Source organism: Nocardia sp. CA-128927, assembly GCF_050955855.1.
Taxonomy (GTDB): Bacteria; Actinomycetota; Actinomycetes; order Mycobacteriales; family Mycobacteriaceae; genus Nocardia.
This window is the reverse complement of sequence record NZ_CP192087.1, coordinates 7,416,936-7,438,496: the sequence shown is the minus strand read 5'-3', so window position 1 is coordinate 7,438,496 and position 21,561 is coordinate 7,416,936. Positions and strand designations below refer to the sequence as shown.

Here is a 21,561-nt window from a genome sequence, read left to right as displayed (position 1 = left end):
TCAGCGCGGCGGATCGTAACGCCCATCGATGGCAGTCCATCCACCATCGACATACAACATCGTCCCGGTCACGAAACTGGATGCATCAGCCGCCAAAAAGGCCACCGCACCGGCGATTTCGCTCGGCTGCGCCCACCGACCGAGCGCACTCTTGGACGCATACGCCTGCTGCCACTCCGGCACCGCGAAGATCGGATCGGTCAACGGGGTCCGCACCACCCCCGGCGCGACCGCGTTCACCCGAACACCAGCCGGACCGAACTCCGCGGCAGCCCCGCGAATCAACTGGAGCAACGCCGCCTTCGTCGCCGCGTAAACGGCCTGCCCGGGCTCCACGGTGACCGCCCGGATCGACGACATCCCCACAATCGAACCACCCCCTCGAGCGACCATGCCCCTACCGAACGCCCGAAGAATATGGAAGGCACCCCGCAGGTTCAGATCGACGACGGAATCGAATTCATCCACCGCGTAGTCGAGAAGCCGCTTACGGACGTTCCGCCCGGTGGTGAAGATGAGAACGTCCAGCTCCGGCATGGTCGCCGCAGCCGCCTCGACGGCATCCGCATCCCGCACATCCAACTGGATGGCCGCGGCGAGACCGCCCAGCTTCGCGGTCTCCTCGGCCCGCTCGAGGTCGATATCGGCACACACCACCTCCGCGCCGAGCGCCCCGAGCGCGATCGCCGATTCGCGCCCGATACCGCTGCCCGCGCCGATCACGAGAGCCCGTTTCCCGTCGAGCCGAAACAGCGCCTGATAGTCGGGAGAAGCGGGATTCGCGGTCATCGATTCGTCCTAACCTTGATGTAGTGGGTAGGGGAGCGTGACGGTTTTGATGGTGCTCATCTCCCGAATCGAATAGGGGATGCCTTCGCGACCTATACCACTGGACTTTACGCCGCCGAAGGGGATGTGCGGTGAATCGAAATGCGGTCCCGCATTGAGGTTTACGGCACCGACCCGGAGCGCTGCGGCGATCTTGGAGAACTCGCCCACATTCGATGTGACGACGCCTGCCTGCAACCCGTATCGCGTCCCGTTGGCGACCCTGATCGCTTCCGCTGTGTCGGCCACCCGGATAACCGGCGCCACCGGGCCGAACGTCTCCTCGACCACCAGCTCGGCGTCGGCAGGCACATGATCGAGGACAGCGGGTGTGATGAGCGAACCTCGCCGGTCCCCGCCGTGCAGCAGTTTCGCGTTCGCGGCGACCGCGTCAGCGATCCGTCGCTCCACGACGACTGCCGCCTCCTCACTGATGAGCGGCCCGACATCGGTCGCCGGATCGAGCGGATCTCCGGCCTGTTTGCGCCGTGCCTGCTCGACCAGCCCGGCGACCAGATCGTCGGCCACCTCGCCCACGACGATCACCCGCTTGATCCCCCGACAGGACTGCCCGGCAGTCGCGAACGCCCCCTGGCCCGCCAACTGCACCGCAAGCCCGAGATCGGCATCCGGCAGGACGATAAGCGGATCGTTGCCACCCAACTCCAGCAAGACCTGCTTGCCCGCAGCCGCTCTGGACACCGCCACCCCAGTGCTCACCGAACCGGTGAAAGTGACCATGTCGATGTCCGGGTGACCGGCCAGCGCTGGACCGATCACGCCAGGCTCTCCCGTTGTCACGACCAGGTTTTCGGGCGGGAACCCCGCCGCCAACATGATCTCGGCGAAGGCCAGCGCCGTAAGAGGCGTCTTCTCAGAGGGTTTCAGCACGACGGCACAACCAGCGGCCACGGCGGGCGCCACCTTCACGACCACCTGGTTGAGTGGCCGGTTGAACGGCGTGATCGCCGCAACGACCCCGATCGGCTCGAATACGGTGAGCGCCAACCGATCATGACCCGGCACCGGGATACTTTCACCACGCAGCCGCTCGGCTTCGGTCGCCGCGACGACGAGGTTGGCCGCGGCTCGCTCGGTCTCCTTGCGGGTCTCGGCGATACACACGCCGGATTCCCGCGAGATCAATTCGGCCAGCTCCCCGGATCTTTCGCGAATCAGTTCGGCGGCCGCACCCAGGATCGCCGCCCGCTGTTCCGGTCGCAGCGGTCGCCAGGCGGCTCGAAGCCCCCGCACCGCCTCGTCCATCTGGGTAACGGTGTCGCGCGCAACCGAGCCGACGCTCTCGCCGGTCCAGGGATTACGCACATCGAGTTGATCGGATGCGGGTTGTAGTGCGCCGTCACGAAACATCAGGTCCTCCTTGGCTTTCCGGGCAGACAAAGGCCCTGAACCGCCGTGCCACTTCCGACGAAGTAACCGCAGGCCGCCCCAGCTCGGCGATCGAGCCCGGCCGGATCTTCAGGTAGATGAACGTCGGACCGGCCTCGACCTGCGCGACTTTGACGGCGTCGGTGAACTCGGCAAGGTCGGCACAGTTGATCAACGGGACGGGTATGCGACTGGGATAGGTGAGCGACGTCAGCGGGTTGACCATGTTGCCGAGCCCCGAGTTCTGCGCGACGACGCAGGCGGTGGCACCGGCAAGCCAGCAACCGGCGGCGATCGCGACGGCCTCACCCTCGTGTGTCACCGGCAGATACCCCGCGGCAGAGGCCGATGCCACTCGATTGATCAGTGGCGTCAGGTAGGAGCACGGCACGGCGACGAAGTCGACCACGCCGCGGTCGACGAGCCCACCGACCAGCTCGTCAGCCTCGATCACGACTCCACCCACTTCTTCGCCAACGCCATGTAGTGCGCCTCATCGACCTCCAGATCCTGATAACCCATGAGCGCGAACAACTCCGAGAGTGCGGCGATGCTCGGCTCCACCGCGGCCGCGCCGTCGACGAGCAGCGACCGGCAGACCTGCCGCATCGCCGCCATCGACGCCCGCATGGCCTGGTTGGCCCAGATCACCGCGGCGATGCCGAGTTCGGCGAACACTTCCTTGGGAACCGTGTGATAGGTCGTCGGCGCAATCACCAACGGCAGCCGAGCTTCCCATTCCTTGGTGAACTCGGCGATCTCATCGATGGTTCGTTGCCGCGAGTGAATGAAGATGGCGTCGGCACCGGCTTGCCGATACGCCTCGGCCCGGCGCAGCGCCTCGGCCAAACCGGCACCGGCGATCAGCGCTTCGGTCCGTGCCACGAGCACGAACTCGGCGCTGATCTTGTCGCGGCAGGCCGCGATCTTGGTGCACATCTCACCGATCGGCGCCAACGGGTGGCTGTCGCCGAAGAAGGAGTTCATCTTGGGGAAGACCTTGTCCTCCATGCAGATTCCCGCCGCCCCGATCTGCTGGGCCCGTGCGGCGACCCGGCGTGCGGTGTTGAAGTTGCCGTAGCCGGTGTCGGCATCGACGAGGACGGGGATGCCGCCGCCCTCGACCACCCGAGCGGCGAGGTCCAGCAGTTCGCCCCAGGACACCTCGTCGCTGTCCCGCGCGCCCAGCACGGTCGACATGCACAGGCCGGACGCCCATAGGCCGGTGAATCCGGCCTCCGCCGCGATGCGGGCGCTGAGCCCGTCGTGTGCCCCCATGAGGTAGGACGGCGCGGGGTCGGCGAGTAGCTTGCGCAACTGAAGACCGGCGCCGAATCGGGCCGGTGTTCCTGTGTGCACAGGGAGGTTCTCTATCACGCGCACTGCCTCTCGGATCAGGTCACTCTGCCTTCGGCGGGCGGTGGCCCACCGGCCAGAACGGTGGCGACTCCCTCGGCGATCCGGCGTCGGCAACTGCGCTCGGATTCCACCGAGAGAAACGCGCGGTGCGCCGAAACGACCACGTCGTCCCGGGTCAGCAGCTTTCGGGCGGTCGGATCGTCATTGGGGTCTTCGGGCGTGAAGACGTCCGAGGCGAAACCGCCGAGTCGGCCCGCGTCGAGCGCGTCGAGGACGGCGGCCGGGTCGACCAGCCGACCCCTGGCGGTGTTGACCAGCAGCGCGCCCGGCCGGACAGCGGCCAGTGCGGAGGCGTCGACGAGCCGGTCGGTCTCACCGGTCAGTGCCGCGTGGATCACGACCGCGTCTGCGGCACTGAACAATTCGGCCAGATCCGTCGCGGCGGTGACACCGTAACCGGCCATGAGGTCGGCCGATACATAGGGGTCGTAGGCGATGATGTTCTTGTAGAACGCCTGGAGTTTCCGAGCGGTCGCCCGGCCGATGCGGCCGAATCCGATGATGCCCGCGGTACACGTCCCCACACGCCGTGGCACTCCGCCTGCGTGGATGTTCCACTGACCGGCCTTGACGAGGCGGTCCTGGGTGCAGACCTTGCGTTCCAGCGCGAGCAGCAGGGCGAGTGTGTGGGTGCTGACCTCGTCGACGCAGTAGTCGGGGATGTTGAAGGAAACGATGCCGGTGCCGGCCAGCAACGGGGCGTTCAGGTTGTCGATGCCGACACCGCTGCGGGCGATCACCCGACAGGTCGGTCTGATCGCATCGAGGAGCTCAGGGGTGACCTGGCAGCGGTAGATCACCAGGGCGTCGGCACCGCGCACATGGTCGTGAAAATCGGGGCCTGCCAACATATATCGGTTGTCGAACAGTCCTAAGCGGAGCTCGATCTCGCTGCCGAATGCCGTGCGTTCGATATCGGCCCGAGCGAGATCCGGCTGTCCCAGTTCGTTCAGAGCCCAGGCGGGATCGGTGTAGACGATGCGCAACGTTTTCTCCCCTGACGCACGGTGGTTCTCAAGAGTCGTAACCCCAGCCCCGGTTATCTCGGCGGCCACGCCGCAAGGTGGACACCGCGGCATAGGTATTGGTCAGCTCGTACAGGTCGAGGTATCCGAGATGTCGTCCGGAACCCAGCTTGATCACCGCACCGTCACCGGACCATCGATGCGTCACGAACGGCGCCACCCAGGCCGAAGCATCGACTTCCAGCGCTGCGTGCTCGTCCTGCCCGTCGGCACCGGTCCAGTGCAGCGTGGGCGATCCGGCGGTCACGAGGTAGTGGGACTCGGCCGGTTCGCACAGGTCTGCGCCGGTATCGCCGGTTACGAGCATGAAGAGTCCGGTGAGATCTGGTAGGTGTGGCGCGGAGGCCATCGAGGTGACCTGGTAGCCCTGGAAATTCCTTGTCTCCCGGCGACATTCGTCGATGTCCTGGAATGTCTTGCCTACTTTGTCGTGCCTTGCCGCGGGTCGGATCAGCAGTCGGTAATCGAACCCGAGCGTCGTTCCCAGTTTACGCAGCAGTTCGACGGAGCCCTTGTCGATCGCCGCGATCAGATCGTCTTGGTGCACACCAAGACTCGCCGCCGCCGACTCGGTGGTGTGTCCGCGGCGGGCGAGCAGCAGGGTGGCGACCTTCTGTGGGGTCAGGCTTTCGTCGAGCCAGCCGAGCATTGCTTCCGCGGCAGGATCCGACCAGTCGTTGACGTCTTCCATGAGTCCGGCGAGTGCGGATTGTCCTGTGTAGGAAACGATTCGGGCCGGAACGTCGGTGGCCAGCGAGTAGCTGTGCGGACAGTAGGACGGCTCGACGTAGGAGTCGCCGACGATCCAGTCGTCCGCGTCGGCGTTCGACTTGATCACCTGCCAGGTTGCCTCGCCGAGTTCCTCGCCCCAGCGCCCGTGAATATCGCCGGGGCCGAGATTGATGGTGATAGCGGGTTCCAGATGCCCATTGTTCAAAGCGGGCACTCGATCGGCGGGGCACAGAATGTCGAGAATGACCGGCGCGACCGCGCCTTGCGGTGCCGCCATTGTGTAGTAGTTGTAGAAATGAATGCCGTCGCGCTGAATGGGACGTCGGGTGTCGCGCAGTTCCTGAGCGGCGCGGATCAGCACGGTCAGGTCGGATCGACCGCTGGCGACAAGCTGTTCGGCAGTGATCTGTAGCGCTCGGGCCAGCGCGTCGGCGATCTCGTCCGGCCATTCGTCCGACGACATCAACTTCTCGAGTTGCGCGAGGTCCATGTCGATAGCCGCTGCTATCTGTCCGGTCGTCATTTTCCTGGTGTTCAGCCAGTGCATGACCTTGTAGTTGTCAACGCGCATAATCCCTCTCCGCTGTCCCGGCCAATAGCCGCGTCAGGGCCGCCACATTCACCCGGCGGGGGTTGTTGCCCGCGCGATCGTAAGCGAGTGCGTCGGTGGCGATCCGAGTCGCGTCGGGCCGAATATCGGGGGCGGGCGGTAGCGCGGGTGACCACGCGAGCGCCTCGATCTTTCGGGCCAGCGCCTCGACGCTGTCCACGCCTGCGGCCTGCACCACCCGCGTGATGGCGCTGCGCACCCGGAGGGCCCCGCGCGGGTCGGTGCAGTCGTCGTCGACGAGCGCGTTGTACCGCAGCACCGAGGCCAGCGTGAGCCCGCAGGCATGGCCATGGCTGAGCCCGTGGCGCAGGGTCAGCGAGTACGACATCGCATGGCACACAGTGGTTCCCGCGATGGCGATGGCCCGTCCGGCGAGGTGTCCGGCGAGTAGCGCAGCATGGCGTTCCGCCGATCCCAAGCCGTCGTGCCGCTGATCCAGCAGCTCGGCCAGCAGGGCCCACGCGGTTGCGCCGAGCCATTCGGACTGCTCGTCGGCCCGGATCGACCAGGCGCCCTCCAAGCCCTGCGCGAGGGTGTCGAGCAGGCAACTGACGAGGTGGGCCTCCGGCAGCCCGATCAGTAGATCTGGGTCGAGAACCGCGGTCACCGGCAGCAGCGCGGACCCGCGAAGGGAGAGTTTGCGCCCCTGATCCCGATGCCAGATGGTGGCGAACGGCGTCGCTTCAGCACCCGTCCCCGGCGTCGTCGGCAGCGCGATGATCGGCGGAACACCTTCGGTGCCAGCGCTTTCTTCGCACGTGCGTACCACCGACTCAGGCGAGGGATCGGAGCTGATCGATAGCGCCGCAGCGGCTTTGCCCGCATCCATGACGCTGCCACCGCCGACCGTGACGACCACATCGGCCCGATGCGCCCGTACCTCGCGCGCCAGCAGCGCCACGGACTCCGGTGTCGGCAGGCCCGACTGGATCACGATGTGCAGCGGAAACGACCGCAGTGCCGCCAAAAGCGGCTCGGCCCAGCTACGGAGCGCGAAGCCACTGCCTGCGATCACGATCACCCGCGGGGCCACCGTGCCCGCGGCGGCGGCCACCACCTCGGCGGCGACTTCGGCGGCGCGCACTCCGACAATCGTGCGAGGCGAGTCCAGCAGCACGGAGCTGCGCCGAAAATCGGCGGCGTCCATCGACCACCTGCCTCCATCGAAAGACGAGATCTACCGCAGGGCACCTCGGTACGAACGCCGGCAACATGTCGGGCACTGTCCACGGGTCGACGAATCGACCACCAACCGGGCAGTGCCGATGATGTCCCCCCGGTGTACGGACGCGGCTTTTTGCGTGAATACACGGTACCGTAGGGCCGTTGCATATCGGCGAATATCAGAGTTCGTCGATCCCCTTGTTCCACGGGGTTGCACGCACACGCACGGCGCCGAGGTGTGACAGATGACCGATGGGTACCGCGAGCAGGTTTCGCGAAACCAGTTGAGGTTCGCGACGATTGCGCAGTCATACGCCGGGGGACAGGCGCGGCGTCTCGACGTGGACCTGTTGGCCGAAATCATCCGACCATTGGATTTCGACCGTGCCCTCGATGTAGCAACGGGGACCGCCGCCGCGGCAGCCGTCGCGGCGAAGGTAGGTGTGCGGTCGAAGATTGTCGGCGTCGACTCGTCGATCGAGATGCTCCGACAGGCGCGCGCCAACAGTGATTTGCGCGCTGTGCAGCTGATCGTCGCACTCGTCGAGGAATTGCCCTTCCCGGACGGCACATTCGACCTCGTCATGTGCACGCGAGCGCTGCACCATGTCAAGAGACCCGACATCGTCGTTGCCGAAATGGCACGCGTAGTCAGGCCTTTCGGTCATGTCATTGTCGCGGACAACGTCACCGGACTTTCGGGTGCGGCGCACGACCGGTTCGAGGAGATCCAGCGTCTCAGAGACCCCGGGCACAATTCGACTCTCTCGGAAAGCCAGATCATCGAGCTTTTGCGGTCCAACTCCTTGGACGTGGTCGAGTGCCACCGGACCACCAGTTTCCGGCCGCTTGACGAATGGCTCGGTGACGGCGGTACGGGTGCGCGGGAAGCCGCAGAGGTGCGGCGACAGCTGCTGCCACTGGGGCAGATCGACGACGGCGTCTTCGGGACCAGCGTCGTTACGCAGGGGGGCGAGGTCCGCGGAATACAGCAGGCGATGTCGTGGATCAGAGCGGACCGATCTAGCGCGGGGAAACAGACAGCGTCGTAGCATGGACAGACTTGACGCCTGGGGGTCACCGTGGACATCGCTTCGCTGGATGCCGGAATAGACGAGCAGGAACTCATCGAGTTCACGCAGCACCTCGTGCGGACCCACACCCTGCGGGAAGAGGGCCGAGGCGAGCGCGCCGTAGCGGCTTTCCTGCTCGACAAGATCAGGGATTGGGGCTGGACGGCCGAAGTTTTCGATGCCGATGGCCGCCCGAACATCGTGGTCACCCTGGTCGGCGGCGGTGGGGCCGGCCCGACGCTGGCGTTCGAAGGCCATATGGACGTGGTGGCCGAGGGCGATCTCGACCAGTGGACCGTCGATCCGTTCGGCGGTGAGATCCGCGACGGGAAGCTCTACGGACGTGGCTCCGCGGATATGAAGTCGGGCGTCGCGGCAATGCTTTATGGGACAAGGGCTTTGCAACTGTCCGGTCCCTTTCCCGGCCGGATCAGGCTGCTTCTGCTGGCCGATGAAGAGGGGATGATGACCGGCGCCAAGGCGGCGGTCGCCAATGGATTCGTCCGGGACGTCGACGGGGTGATCTGCTGCGAGCCGGAAGGCGACGAGGTGTGCCCGATATCGAAGGGCGCGATCCGGCTCAGGGCGGATTTCACGGGGGTGATGAGCCACGGCGCAATGCCGTGGCAAGGCCGGAACACGTTGCCCGCCATGGCGCGTGCGTTACTGAGCCTGGAAGCGCTCGAAATCACCTTGATACGGGAAGTGGGTAATCGGCCGCCGCTCGGTGCTCCGTCCATCACTCCCACGGTGGTGCGGGCAGGAACCGCGGATCAGATGAATACGATTCCCGGAACGAGCTCGCTCTACCTGGATGTTCGTACCGTTCCCGGAGTGGACCACGGGACGCTGCTGAAGCGGATCGGCGAATGCGTCGACACCGCGGCACTGGAGTGTGGGATCGGCTCGACCGTCACTGTGATCGACGATCGCCCCTGGGTCGAAACAGGCTCGGACACAACACTTGTCACCGCCTTGCTCAGAGCGCACGAGACCGTCAACGGGGTGCGACCCAACCTCGGCGGCGTCCCCGGCACCACCGACGGCACCATCCTGACGCACTACGGAGAAGTCCCGAGCGTGGTGTACGGACCGGGCGGCAAGTGGATCGCGCACATGGCCGACGAGTACGTGGCGGTGCGCGATCTCGAGCGGTACGCGTTGACGTATGCCGTTGCGGCACATGATTTTCTGCACCGAGGCTCGTGATGGTGAGCCGGCCGGGGGAGACCAGGCTGCCCTTGACTCCGGGGCAGCATCTGCTGGACTTCCTGGAATCGATTCGGCCCGGTGGTGCGGCGGAGGCGTTCAACATCTCCTTTCGACTAGCCGTCGACGGGCCGCTCGACCGGGGTCGGCTGTTCGACGCCATCGCGCAGAGCGTCGAACGGCATGAGGCGCTGCGCACCGCAATCGTCCGTGGTCGCGGCATGGCCGAGCAGGTCATCGGTTCCGACATCGAACCCGAAACGACGGTGCAGCGTGTGTCATCGGCGGCCTGGGGCGCGCCGGACATCGAAGAGCTGCTGGTCAAGTACAACAACGCGCCCTTCGATCTGACCCGGCCGCCGTTGGTGCGGGTGCTGCTGCTCGAGCGCGCCTCGGACGAGCGGCGGCTGCTCCAGGTGACGGTGCACCACAGTGCGGCCGACGCATGGTCGCTGGAGGTGCTGAAACGCGACATCGGGCGGCTCTATCGCGCGACCGCCGGGCTGGAACCGAAACCTGAACCACTCGCGGTGGGCTACCGGCAGATCGTCCTCGACGAACTGGCCGCACTGGAGTCGGCGGAGGCGGCTGCGGCGCGCGCATTCTGGCCGGAATACGTTGGCTCCCTGGAGGTATTGCAAATAGCCGGGAAGCAGGCGACGGCGGATCACCAGGCGATCACTTGCCGGGGTGATCGTGGATTCGCGCCCCGGGAAACCGCTGCGGTGCGCGCCTTGGCGGGCACGCTCCGTGCGACGCCGTTCACGGTGCTGGCCGCGGCCTATGGCCTCATCTTGGGGCACCTCAGTGGATCCGATGCCTACCTCATGCCGACCTTCAGCCATGGCCGCCGGGATCCGCGGTTCCATCAGTCGGTGGCGATGCTCTTCAATCCCTTTGTGCTGGAGTTCCGTTGGTCGCGGCGGCTGTCGTTCGCGGATCTCGTCGCCTCGTTCAAGACGAGCTGCCTGCGGGCCTACCGGTTCCAGTGGTATCCCTTCATCGAGGTGCTCGAGATCTGTCCGGAGCTGTCCGTCGCGCTGATCGACCCGAACAGCGCCCTGTTCCCGGTGCAGATGCTCAATGTTCCGAAGTCGCCGGACACCGCGGCGCTCTTCGGCCCTGATTGTGTCGCAACGGATTACGCCCTGCATCGGACGTCGGTGGGGAATGTGTTGCCGATCGACGGCCTGCTCACGATCAAGGGAACGCAGGAGGCGATGTCGATGACTTTCAATGCGGCACAACGGTTGTGGAACGACGAACTGGCCGCCGCCATGTGCGCGACGGTCGTCGACATCTGTCTCGAGGCCGCGCGGCATCCTGACGTCGCGCTGCGGCAACTGGTCGGCACCATCGATCGCCGCTTCCCCGGCAACATGTGGAGCATCTGATGGGGCACTCGAAAGTAGCGGTCGTCGACGGCGCGAACGGATACGTCGCCAGCAACGCGATCTCCGAGATGCTCAGACGTGGCATCCGGGTGAAAGCCCTTGCCAGAGGGGCACGGACCCGAGTCTTCGAAGCGCTCGAATCGGCCACCGTCAACTACGGGGAAACGCCACCCGACATCACCGACCTCGAGACCTACGACTGTGAATTGGCCCAGGAGTATCTGGGAATCGGTGACTTCGAAGCGGCCACCATCTTCTCGGAGCCGTGCGACTTCTGGCATTTCGCCGCCGCGGTAGATCTCTCGCCCAACCGGCCCGCCCTGCTTCAGGATGTGAATACCAAAGGCACCGAGCGGGCGCTGCGGCTCTTCACCAAACACAGCCGACCGGGTTCTCGTTTCTTTCTGATCAGCACGGCCTACGTCGGCGGTATATCGGACACACCTACCGAAGAGAACTGGCTGCCGCTTACCGACGACACCGAGTTCCGGACGGTTTACGAGGCCACTAAACGCGGCGGTGAACTGGTCTTCCGCGATTTCGTGCGGGAACACGGCATCGAAGGCGCGGTATTCCGGCTCGGACAGGTGGTCGGCTCGTCCAAAACCGCCCACACCACATCGGATTTCGGCATCTACAACTTCATGTCGAACATGCGGCGTATCGCGCGTCGCTTCCCCGGCGGGGCCGCGGCGGTTCAAATAGCCGACGACGCGACACTCAACCTCGTTCCGATCGATACGTGCGTGGAATGGCTGCTGGGGCTGTCCGAGGTCGATGATCTGCCGCGGATCGTCAACCTGACCGACCGTGTCGGTGTCTCGGCGCGGGAAACGATCGGACTGATCGGTGCGGGCCTAGGGATGGAGCTGCGGCCCATTCGCCCACAAGACTGGGACGACGGCACGCTCACGACACTCGACAGGGCAGTGGCGACCCGCATGGCGTACACCGGAAAGTACCTGCTGGAGCGCATCGAATTCGACCGGCGCAACCTGGAATCGGCGCTGCACGTCCCCGACACCGCCTGCGACCTGGGTCTCGTCGAACGACTGGTCACCTGGTACCTGAAGTAGGTCCTGTACGCGGTCTGCCCGGCTCGCACAGGTTGTCGGTCGATTCACCGCTCGTGCATACTGTGCCCATGACGACAAGTGGAAAGGGCGTCCTGCGCCCGGGCTGTTGAGCCTCACGCCGGTCCTCGAACCGGCTTCCGTCCTGTTGAATCGCGTGGAATCCCTGCCTTATTCGCAGCGCATGCGTGCGCTGGCGCAGCACGCCCGCGCACACGCCGAACATCACGGCTTCGCCGCATTCCTCACCGATATGGCCGGTCGAGGTCGCTACGGTCGTCGCATCGCGCTGCATCTGGCGATGGCCGCGCGCGACCTGACCTACATCACCCGGGTCCTCGCCGGACCTGATCCCGAACTGCGCCGGGCGGCGCTGCGTGCCGTTCGCACCCTGCCCGTCCTCGATGAAGCCATCCCGCCCGCACTGCACGAGGCGTCGACTGAATTGCGGATAGCGTTCTACCGCAGCATCATTCACGCCCGTCGGACCGAACTCGCCGACATGCTGCTGCCCGAGGTCAACGAGCGCTGGGGTGCGAAAGAGGCCGCCGCGCTGCTCCCGGCGTGCTCGCCATCGATCGTCGCCGAGTGGCTGCCGTCGCTCGCGCACGCCGTGACCGCGTGGAAGACATTGACTCGGCGGTACCCGAAACTCGTATTGCGCTGTGTCGACGATGAATTCACGACGACGCGGCGAGTTGCTCTGCGGCAGTGGCGGGCCGTCGCCCTGCGCGAAGCCGCGCGGGTGGAACCCGCGCTGGTCCTCGATCTGCTCGAACGGCACGACCTCGGGCGCTGGGCCGAATACCTGCCCGGCGGCGTACTCGGCCCGATGTTCCGCGCCGACCTGCACCGCACGGCGCGCCTGCTGCCCCGGCGCGGGTGGTCTTCGTTCGGGTCCAAGGCCGCATTGCTGAAGCGCTGCAACGAGTTCACCAACGACGAACTACTGACGTTGGTGTCGACCCGCAGCCTGGAGGAACTCCTCCAGGCACTGCCGATACCGCGACGCGCCGCCATCTACACCCGGCTGGCACACCGCGACGTCGACGCACTGCACCTGCTGCACCTGCTCCCGCGTGAACTGGCGGTCAGCGAGGCCCGGCGGCTGCGCGCGTGGCATTCCTCGGTCTGGCATTCGACGCGGGCGCACCTGGACGATCCGAAGATCACGCTCCGGATCACGGCTTTCCTCCCGTTCGAGGAGGCCGAATCCGACTTGCGTGCAGCGGCTTTTACCGGTGACCCACGCCGCCGCGACATCGCGCGCACGCTGCTGCTCGGTGCCGCTCAGCGCAGCGGCGACCGAGCCAGGGCCGCGGCCGTGTTCGGCGAAGTCGTCGACCGAATTCGCAACGAGCGCGACCCAGCTCGCGCCGCCCTCCTGGAAGGCATTGCCGGACTACGCCTCGACCCACGCTGGGCCGAACATCTCGACCGGCTCGCCGATGCCGCCATCCACGCCCGCGACACCTCGGAACGCACTCGCGAGGCCATACGCAAGCTCGCCGACCGCGCCTTGAATACCGAACCGGCGCTTGCTACTTGGGCGCTGACGAGCTACGTTCGGCTGATCGACCGCTTCGGCGCCGAAGCGCTGACTTGCCCCGAACCGGTCGGCCGCAGGTATCGCCGACCGACCGCCCGAGTGCAGAGCAGGCCCACGCTCGGCCGGGTGCTGCGCCGAGGCCAGGAACACGAACTGCTCGCCATGCTGACGCGTCGTCGCGATCACGAACTGACCGTCGCACTGGCCCGATCCCTCGGCTCCCGGCTGCACGGCTTGCCCGAACTGCTACAGGACCTGCGGCAGACGGTCTTGAACGGTCCCGACGATGTGGCGGCCGAGGCGGCGGAGTTGCTGCTGCGCCGCATTCGGGACAAGGACACCCAGGTCGCGGCGTTGCTGGCCGACGATCCCCGCACGATCCGTTTCGCGCCGGTCTGGCACAACGTCGCCACCCGTCGCACCGACCTGCTACCCGCCGATTCGCGGGAAGTGCTGGCCGAGCACAACATCGAGCCGAGCATGCCCGGACGCTGGACGGATCGTCAGCGCGACACCATCGGCGCGACCCTGGCGGCGATCGCCGACGACCGGGATGGGCCCGTCGAGGACCGAGTCCGGGCATTGCGTGGCCTCGGCCGGATTCCCTTGCCCACCAAGCTGATCGAGCACGCGCTCGGCGGCGAACCCGTAATCGCCGAGGCCGCGATCGAAGCGTGCGGCGGCTACCCACCAGCCCTGCCTCAGCTGCTCCTGCGGATTCCGGGCCCGGTCGCCCTCGCCACCGCGGCGAAACTGTGCCGGGTCGGCGCGCCCTCGCGGCTGCGCGACGACTTGGCGAAGGCGCTGCTCGAGGGCCGGGTCGGCGCCAGGAAGCTGGCCGCCCGCCACCTGGTCAGCCAGCGAGTGCCCGGTGCGGCCGACCTGTTACTGCGGGTATGGGCCGATCCGGAACTCCATCCGGATGTGCGGATCGCGGTGGCCGTGGCACTGCAGCGGCTGCCCGAGGACGAACGCGCGCACGCGGCGCTCGCCGAAGTACCGGGTCGATACGCGTCGGAGTTGATGATCCGGACCCTCCTGCAGGCGATACCGGAGGAGTACGCACCCGATCACCGTGCGGCCCTTGCCGATCTGGTGCGCGGCCTGATGACAGCGGCGCAGGGGCCGGGCGTCCAGTTCCGTGCCGCGAAGGCGTTCGCGATCTGGGTGCCCTGGTATCGGGGCGGCACCGACGAGATCATCGAGGCGGCGGTCACCGGCGACGACACCGATATGACGGTGTTCCTCTCGTTGGTGCGCAGTAGCGTGCTCCGCGCGGAGGCACTGACGGTGCTGCGCCGCCTGCTCGCTGTGGAAGACCATGCCAGAGTCCGGGAAGTGGTCAAGGCGCTCAACGCCACCGACCGCGATGAGGAATGGAAACAAGACCGGGCACGGGCGACCGCCGAGTTGCTGTTCGAGCATCCGCTGCATCTGCTCGACGCGGCAGGCATGGTGATTCACCTGCTACCGCTCTACCCATCGCCGACCGACGACCTCGCCCCACAGGCATGGGTGCGCGAGTTGAACTTCCTCGCCGACCGGCTCACCCCGCTGTCTGCCACCCGGATCATCTCGACCCACACCATGCATTTCGGGTGGAACAGGTCGATCGAACTGATGCTGCCCGCGGTCGAGGCGCTGATCGCATGCGGTGGCCTGACGGCAGGCGTGCTGGCCGTCGGCCTCCTCAACGGCAGCTCTCCGTCATCCGAGCGTCAGGAAGCGATCGAGCGACTACGGTCCTCGCCGCATCTCGATGTGCGCAGACTGGCCTGGGAGATTGCTCAGTGATCTGGATCACAATTCGGTGACGATGGGGCCGATTCCACCTGAAACCTTTCCATATGCTTTGCGAAGTCTTTACTATTAGCCAGACCTTCGCGTCACCCGGGTCGCCGCTCTCGAGCGGCTGAGTTACGCCCGCCGCTCGCTTTCGATGCCAGTACATGTTCCACCGATGAACCGGGACGGTCCACGTCCGCCCGGCGAAGGAGAAATATGTCCACCGACACCGATTCCGCACCACGGACGTCGTCGCGCAATCTGACCTTTCCGGAACGTCTGGCCAGTATCGGCCGTCACGATCTGCCCGCCTCGATCGTGGTTTTCCTTGTCGCACTGCCGCTTTCCCTCGGCGTCGCGGTCGCCTCCGGCGCGCCCGTCGCCGCGGGGCTGATCGCGGCGGTGGTCGGCGGGGTGGTCGCGGGGCTGGTCGGCGGATCGGGGGTGCAGGTGACCGGGCCGACCGCGAGCCTCACCGTGATAGTCGCCGCCAGCGTGCACCAATTCGGCTGGGCCGCCACGTGTTTCATCACCGTCGGGGCCGGGGCGTTGCAGATTCTGTTCGGGCTCAGCAGGATCGCGCGCGGTGCGCTGGCGATCGCGCCGGTGGTGGTGCACGCGATGCTGGCCGGCATCGGCGTGATCATCGCGCTGCAGCAGGTGCATGTGCTGCTCGGCGGCACATCGCTGAGCTCGTCGTTCGACAGCCTGGTCCAGTTGCCGCGTCAGCTGATGTCGGTACATCACGGCGACCTGCTGATCGGCGTTGTGGTGATCGTCATCCTGATCGCCTGGAAGTTCGTCCCGCGCCAGGTTCGGGTGGTGCCGGGACCGCTGGTCGCGGTGGTGCTCGCGACGCTGCTTTCGCTGGTGCTGCCGACCCACGTCGAGCGGCTGGTGCTGAACGGCTCGCTGCTCGATTCGATCGGACTCCCGGCCGTACCGTCGGGTAGCTGGACCGCGATCGCGCTGACCGTGGTGACCATCGCGCTCATCGGCAGCGTCGAGACCCTGCTCTCGGCGGTCGCGGTGGACAAGCTGCGCCCGGAGACGTCGACCGACCTCGATCGCGAGCTGATCGGGCAGGGCTCGGCCAACATGGTGTCCGGCCTGCTCGGCGGCCTGCCGGTCGCGGCGGTGATCGTGCGCAGCATTACCAACGCGCAGGCGGGCGCGCAGTCCAGGGCGGCGACCGTGCTGCACGGTGTCTGGGTGCTGCTGTTCGCGGTGGCGCTGGCCGGTCTGGTGCAGCAGATCCCGAAGGCGGCGCTGGCCGGGCTGCTCATTCTGATCGGTGTGCAACTGGTGAAGTTGGCGCACATCCGGCTCGCTCGGCGCACCGGCAATCTGTACGTGTATGTCGCGACGGTACTAAGTGTGGTGTTCCTGAACCTGTTGGTGGGCATGATGATCGGACTCGCGCTGTCGTTCGCGCTGCTGCTGTGGCGGGTGGTCCGGGTGACGATCATCGCGGAACCGGTGGCGAGCGCGCGGCGCTGGGTGGTCACCATCGACGGCACCTGTACCTTCCTCGCGCTGCCGAAGCTATCCGCGGAACTGGCCAAAGTGCCTGCGGGCGTTGAGGTGACGGTGGAGATGACGGTCGACTTCCTCGACCACGCCTCCTACGAGCGGATCACCGAGTGGGCCGCGCAACACGAATCCGACGGCGGCACAGTCGAATACGTGGAGATCGGCAGCGCGCGGATGGCGCGCGCGATGGCGGGCCCGCCCGAGCGCGGCAACTCCAGGCAGGTCATCGACCAGGCGATCAGCCCGTGGCGGCGCACCGGCATTCGCGAGGATCCGATCGTGGCGGGCATCGCGGCCTACCACCGCGGCCATGCGCACCTGATGCGCCCGCACCTGGACGGCCTGCGGCACCGCCCCGACGCCGATTCGTTCTTCCTCACCTGCGCCGACGCCCGCATCGTCCCGAACGTCATCACCAACAGCGGCCCCGGCGACCTGTTCACCGTCCGTAACGTGGGCAATCTGGTCCCCACCGCGGGCAGCGACGTTTCGGTCGAGGCCGCGCTGATCTACGCGCTGGAGAAGCTGGACGTGCGCGCGGTCGTCGTGTGCGGCCACTCCTGCTGCGGCGCGATGGAGGCGCTGTATCGCGAGGTGCAGACCGGTTCGGGACTCGGCGACTGGCTGGCCCACGCCCGCCCCAGCCTCGACCGCTTCCGCCTCGGGCACCCGGTCGCCGAGGCCGCCGCGCTGGCGGGATTCGGCGAGGTGGACCAGCTCGGCATGGTGAATGTGGCGCTGCAGTTGGAAACGCTGCACGCGCACCCGGCCGTGCGGCAGGGGATCGAGGAGCGTGGCGTCGCGGTGTCGGGATTGTTCTTCGATATCGCCACGGCCCGGGTAATCGAGGTGACCGTGGACGGAATAGCGGAATTCGACGATGAGGGGCGCCGTGTTGCCGCCGAGCCGGTTTAACCGCCGCGACGGCCCCGGTGCCGCCTCGGCGCCCATGTGAGGCAGCCATAACGCCGTGAGCGCGGAGTTTACGCGCTATTAGCACCATTCTCAGGCTTTGCTTAGCCTTTACTAATAGCCTTGCTTCGGTTTACCTCTCGACCCACTGGTGCGTCGAGAACTGCTTCACCGCGAGATGCCGGTTCGCGGTCGTGTGCCCTGCTGGACATGTTGATCGTCAACCGACCTCGGCCGTTGTGCCGGGTTCGGCGAAGGAGATAGTCATGGCTGTCGAGAACGATTTGGCCCCACCGATAACACAGAATGTCCCAGCGGACTCGGGTCGCGGTTCCGGACCCCTGTCCGATCGTCTTCAATCGATCCTCCGTCACGATGTGTCCGCTTCCATCGTGGTCTTCCTAGTCGCGTTGCCGCTGTCCATCGGCATCGCCGTCGCCTCCGGTGCGCCCGTCGCCGCCGGTCTCATCGCCGCCGTGATCGGCGGCATCGTCGCCGGTTTGTTAGGCGGCTCCATTCTTCAGGTGAGTGGCCCCGCCGCGGGCCTCACCGTCGTCGTTGCCGAGTCCATCAACCAATTCGGCTGGAAAACAACCTGTTTCATCGCCGCCGCGGCGGGTGTGCTGCAAATCCTGTTCGGGCTGAGCAGGATTGCGCGGGCCGCGCTCGCCGTCGCGCCGGTGGTCGTGCACGCGATGCTGGCCGGTATCGGTATCACCATTGCGCTGCAACAGATTCACGTGCTGCTCGGCGGTTCGTCGCACAGCTCGGCGTGGCGGAACATCACCCAGCTGCCCGAGCAGTTGATGTCGCTGCACGGCGGCGACGCGTTCATCGGCGCGGTGGTGATCGCCATCATGCTGGGCTGGAAGTACGTGCCCGCCAAGTTGCGCGCCGTGCCAGGTCCGTTGGTCGCCGTGGCCGCGGCCACCGGGCTCGCCATGGTGCTGCCGACCGGTGCCGAGCGAATTGTGTTGAACGGCTCGCTGTTCGACGCGATCGGCCTGCCCGAACTGCCGCGCGGTGACTGGTCGGCGATCGTCGTCATGATCATCACCATCGCGTTGATCGCCAGCGTGGAGAGCCTGCTGTCCGCGGTGGCGGTGGACAAGATGCACTCGGGTCAGCGCACCAATTTCGACCGCGAGCTGATCGGTCAGGGTTCGGCCAACGTGCTGTCCGGCCTGCTCGGTGGCCTGCCGGTGACCGGTGTGATCGTGCGCAGCGCCACCAACGTGCAGGCAGGCGCGCGCAGTCGGGCCTCGGCCGTGCTGCACGGCATCTGGATCCTGGTGTTCTCGGTGGCGTTGGCCGCTGTGGTGCAACAGATTCCGAAGGCGGCCCTGGCTGGTCTGTTGATCGTGATCGGCATCCAGCTGGTCAAGTTGGCGCACATCCGGATGGCTCGGCGCACCGGTGATCTGCTCGTCTACGCCGTCACTGTGGTGTCGGTGGTGTTCCTGAATCTGCTGGAGGGCGTGCTGATCGGCCTCGGGCTGGCCTTCGGCCTGCTGCTGTGGCGGGTGGTGCGAGTTGCCATCAGCGCCAGGCAGATTCCGGGTTCGCAGCGGTGGATGATCACCATCGACGGCTCCTGCACCTTCCTCGCGCTGCCGAAGCTGTCCGCGGAATTCGCGAAGGTGCCCAGCGACGCCGACGTCACCGTCGAGATGACCGTCGACTTCCTCGACCATGCCGCCTTCGAAGCCATCGAGGACTGGGTGCGGCAGCAGGAAAGCAACGGCGGCAGTGTCGATTTCGTGGAAATCGGCAGCGCGCGGATGGCGCACGCGACGGCAGGCCCGCCGTCGCGCAGCTTCGGGCGCGCGGTGTGGACCGACATCCTCGGTCCATGGCGACGCAACGAGCACGCCGACCCGATCGCGGCCGGTGTCGCCGCCTACCACCGCAGTCACGCACACGTCGTGCGTCCGCACCTGGACGAACTGCGGGACAGTCAGGATCCGGATTCGTTCTTCCTCACCTGCGCGGACTCCCGGATCGTGCCGAACATGATCACCAACAGCGGGCCGGGTGATCTGTTCACGGTGCGCAACGTGGGCAACCTGGTGCCCGCCGTCGGGGATCCGTCGGTGGACGCGGCGCTCGTCTTCGCGCTGGAGGAACTGAACGTCCGCTCCATCGTGGTCTGCGGGCACTCGTCCTGTGGCGCGATGAAGGCCCTGCACTCCGAGGCCAAGGCCGGTCCGGAGATCGACAAGTGGCTCGCGCACGCCCATCCGAGCCTGGACCGGGTCCGGCGCGGTCACCCGGTCGCGGTGGCCGCGGCCCGGGCCGGCTTCGGCGAGGTGGACCAGCTGAGCATGGTGAACGTGGCCGTGCAGCTGGAAAACCTGCAGCGCCACCCCGCGGTGCGCTCGGCTGTCGCCGAGCGTGGCGTGACGGTGTCGGGCCTGTTCTTCGATATCGCCAGCGCGCGCGTCATCGAGATCACCGAGAACGGGCTCGCTCACATCGAGGACGAGGCGGGTCATCGGGTCACTCCCGAACTCGTCTGATCAACCACCGTCGAGCCCGCCCGAACTGTCCGGTTCGGGCGGGCTCGACGCTACGACCTGGGCCGAACCGGTCGGTCTCGTACGCTGGGTAAGGTGACGGCTGAGCTGGAGACAAGATCGACGCAGACGGGCTGGCGCGCCTTCCGTGCCCGCATAGCCGCGCGACCTACGCTGAACCTCGCCTATCGGATCGGGGTCGCGTTGGTCGGCACCGCGGTGCTCGCCGTCGGAATCGTGACGATTCCCTACCCCGGACCCGGCTGGGCGATCGTATTCACCGGGCTGGGCATCCTGGCCACCGAATTCGCCTGGGCACAACGGGCGCTCGGCTGGCTGCGCGACAAGTACCGGCAGGGTATGGCGTGGTACACCGCTCGGAGCGCTTGCGAGGACGAATGTCCGAGGCCGCACGGGGTATCGCCATGCGCGTGTTCGCGGCGACCGCTACTTTTGCGTTGGTTGTCGCGACACTATGGATATTGGGCACGTTCGGGATGGTCGGCAGCTGGATCGGAGTCGAGTGGCAATGGTTACGCAGTCCCCTGAAGTGGTGAACACCGTTCCCGGGCGAACGTTGACGCAGCCGGACTGGCTGGCGGCGCGGATCGCCGAGATGGGTCACTCGTGGGGGACCACCTCACCGCGCATCGCGGGCACGCTGTGGTGGTGCATGGTGGCCTCCGCGCTGGTCGAGCAGATCGCGCGAGCGTACGCACACGACGAGCGGGCCGTCGAGCCGGTGCTCGACCACTTCGACTGCGAGGTCCGCCCGGACGGCGGCGTCGAGCGCATCCACGTGCTTGCCGAGCCGGATGAAGCCACCGAGCCGGGCGTGGCATTGCGGGAAACCCTTGCGGCCGTGATCGGTCCGGTCGCCGAGGTGTCCGGCGCCGGTGTGCCATCGCTGTGGGCGATCGTCGCCGACGCCGTCGGCAACCGCGCTCTCGACGCGGGTTCCCCAGACGCGGGCGCGCGACTGGCGACCCAGATCGGCGGCAAGCTCCCCATCCCGCGCTTCGTCGAGATCGGCGGCCGCACCTTCGTCAAACGCATCTCCTGCTGCCTGGTCTACGAGGTCCCCAGCTGCGAGATGTGCACCAGCTGCCCGAAACGCCCAGCTGCCGAACGCGAGGAAATGCTGGGGAAGCTGGCTGCGGACAGCTGATCGGCGGCCGTTTGTTCGTTACCCGACAACTGATTTCGCAAGGACATGGGTAACTCGCCGGGCACCGGCTGACTCATCCACCACGCCACCGTCAGTCGCCAACGTCACTCTGAACGCACCTGAATCTGGCCTGAATACGCGGAGAGGCGGGCTAGAGGCGGATGAGTGTGCGCGGTGGTGGG

Annotated in this window: 15 protein-coding genes and 1 pseudogene; 9 read left to right on the top strand and 7 right to left on the bottom strand. The window is 66.6% G+C overall.

What is annotated here, in order from left to right; translation table 11 throughout:
* Genes ACQPW1_RS34185 through ACQPW1_RS34155 form a run of 7 tightly spaced genes read right to left on the bottom strand, consistent with a single transcriptional unit; the run spans position 1 to position 7,150 of the window.
* On the bottom strand, positions 1–789 hold the full coding sequence (locus ACQPW1_RS34185; protein ID WP_433656207.1) for an SDR family NAD(P)-dependent oxidoreductase: 789 nt from the start codon (positions 787–789) through the stop codon (positions 1–3).
* Between the two features lie 9 nt (positions 790–798).
* On the bottom strand, positions 799–2,199 hold the full coding sequence (locus ACQPW1_RS34180; RefSeq protein ID WP_433656205.1) for an aldehyde dehydrogenase family protein: 1,401 nt from the start codon (positions 2,197–2,199) through the stop codon (positions 799–801).
* Positions 2,189–2,671, bottom strand: a complete 483-nt coding sequence (locus tag ACQPW1_RS34175) for a thiamine pyrophosphate-binding protein (protein ID WP_433656203.1) — start codon at positions 2,669–2,671, stop codon at positions 2,189–2,191. Before ACQPW1_RS34175 ends, ACQPW1_RS34180 begins: the two co-directional genes overlap by 11 nt.
* On the bottom strand, positions 2,668–3,576 hold the full coding sequence (locus ACQPW1_RS34170; RefSeq protein WP_433656201.1) for an isocitrate lyase/phosphoenolpyruvate mutase family protein: 909 nt from the start codon (positions 3,574–3,576) through the stop codon (positions 2,668–2,670). The genes ACQPW1_RS34175 and ACQPW1_RS34170 overlap by 4 nt, the downstream gene beginning before the upstream one ends.
* A 35-nt stretch (positions 3,577–3,611) precedes the next feature.
* Complete coding sequence (locus ACQPW1_RS34165) at positions 3,612–4,622, bottom strand: C-terminal binding protein (RefSeq protein WP_433656199.1); 1,011 nt, start codon at positions 4,620–4,622, stop codon at positions 3,612–3,614.
* Between the two features lie 28 nt (positions 4,623–4,650).
* Positions 4,651–5,964 carry a histidine kinase gene (locus tag ACQPW1_RS34160; RefSeq protein WP_433656198.1) on the bottom strand — a complete coding sequence of 438 codons (1,314 nt, stop codon included), beginning with the start codon at positions 5,962–5,964 and terminating at the stop codon, positions 4,651–4,653.
* Complete coding sequence (locus ACQPW1_RS34155; protein WP_433656196.1) at positions 5,954–7,150, bottom strand: iron-containing alcohol dehydrogenase; 1,197 nt, start codon at positions 7,148–7,150, stop codon at positions 5,954–5,956. The genes ACQPW1_RS34160 and ACQPW1_RS34155 overlap by 11 nt, the downstream gene beginning before the upstream one ends.
* 262 nt (positions 7,151–7,412) lie before the next feature.
* Here ACQPW1_RS34155 and ACQPW1_RS34150 point away from each other — a divergent pair, with 262 nt between their 5' ends.
* The 9 genes and pseudogenes from ACQPW1_RS34150 (at position 7,413) to ACQPW1_RS34110 (ending at position 21,379) form a co-directional block, all read left to right on the top strand.
* Positions 7,413–8,219 carry a class I SAM-dependent methyltransferase gene (locus ACQPW1_RS34150; RefSeq protein WP_433656194.1) on the top strand — a complete coding sequence of 269 codons (807 nt, stop codon included), beginning with the start codon at positions 7,413–7,415 and terminating at the stop codon, positions 8,217–8,219.
* Positions 8,220–8,249: 30 nt separating this feature from the next.
* Positions 8,250–9,449, top strand: coding sequence for a M20 family metallopeptidase (locus ACQPW1_RS34145; protein ID WP_433656192.1), 1,200 nt, complete (start codon positions 8,250–8,252; stop codon positions 9,447–9,449).
* A 2-nt stretch (positions 9,450–9,451) separates the two neighbouring features.
* Positions 9,452–10,843: a condensation domain-containing protein gene (locus tag ACQPW1_RS34140; RefSeq protein ID WP_433656191.1), complete on the top strand. Its 1,392-nt coding sequence runs from the start codon at positions 9,452–9,454 to the stop codon at positions 10,841–10,843.
* Positions 10,843–11,919, top strand: a complete 1,077-nt coding sequence (locus ACQPW1_RS34135; protein WP_433656189.1) for an SDR family oxidoreductase — start codon at positions 10,843–10,845, stop codon at positions 11,917–11,919. The genes ACQPW1_RS34140 and ACQPW1_RS34135 overlap by 1 nt, the downstream gene beginning before the upstream one ends.
* Before the next feature lie 181 nt (positions 11,920–12,100).
* Positions 12,101–15,259, top strand: a complete 3,159-nt coding sequence (locus ACQPW1_RS34130) for a hypothetical protein (RefSeq protein WP_433656187.1) — start codon at positions 12,101–12,103, stop codon at positions 15,257–15,259.
* 207 nt (positions 15,260–15,466) lie between these two features.
* Positions 15,467–17,698 carry a SulP family inorganic anion transporter gene (locus tag ACQPW1_RS34125; RefSeq protein ID WP_433656185.1) on the top strand — a complete coding sequence of 744 codons (2,232 nt, stop codon included), beginning with the start codon at positions 15,467–15,469 and terminating at the stop codon, positions 17,696–17,698.
* Between the two features lie 263 nt (positions 17,699–17,961).
* A complete protein-coding gene (locus ACQPW1_RS34120; RefSeq protein ID WP_433656183.1) occupies positions 17,962–20,214 on the top strand; it encodes a SulP family inorganic anion transporter in 2,253 nt (750 codons plus the stop codon).
* A gap of 93 nt (positions 20,215–20,307) precedes the next feature.
* Positions 20,308–20,768, top strand: a pseudogene (locus ACQPW1_RS34115) (TIGR02611 family protein).
* Positions 20,765–21,379: a (2Fe-2S)-binding protein gene (locus ACQPW1_RS34110; protein WP_433656181.1), complete on the top strand. Its 615-nt coding sequence runs from the start codon at positions 20,765–20,767 to the stop codon at positions 21,377–21,379. Before ACQPW1_RS34115 ends, ACQPW1_RS34110 begins: the two are co-directional and overlap by 4 nt.
* The last annotated feature ends 182 nt before the right edge of the window (positions 21,380–21,561 follow it).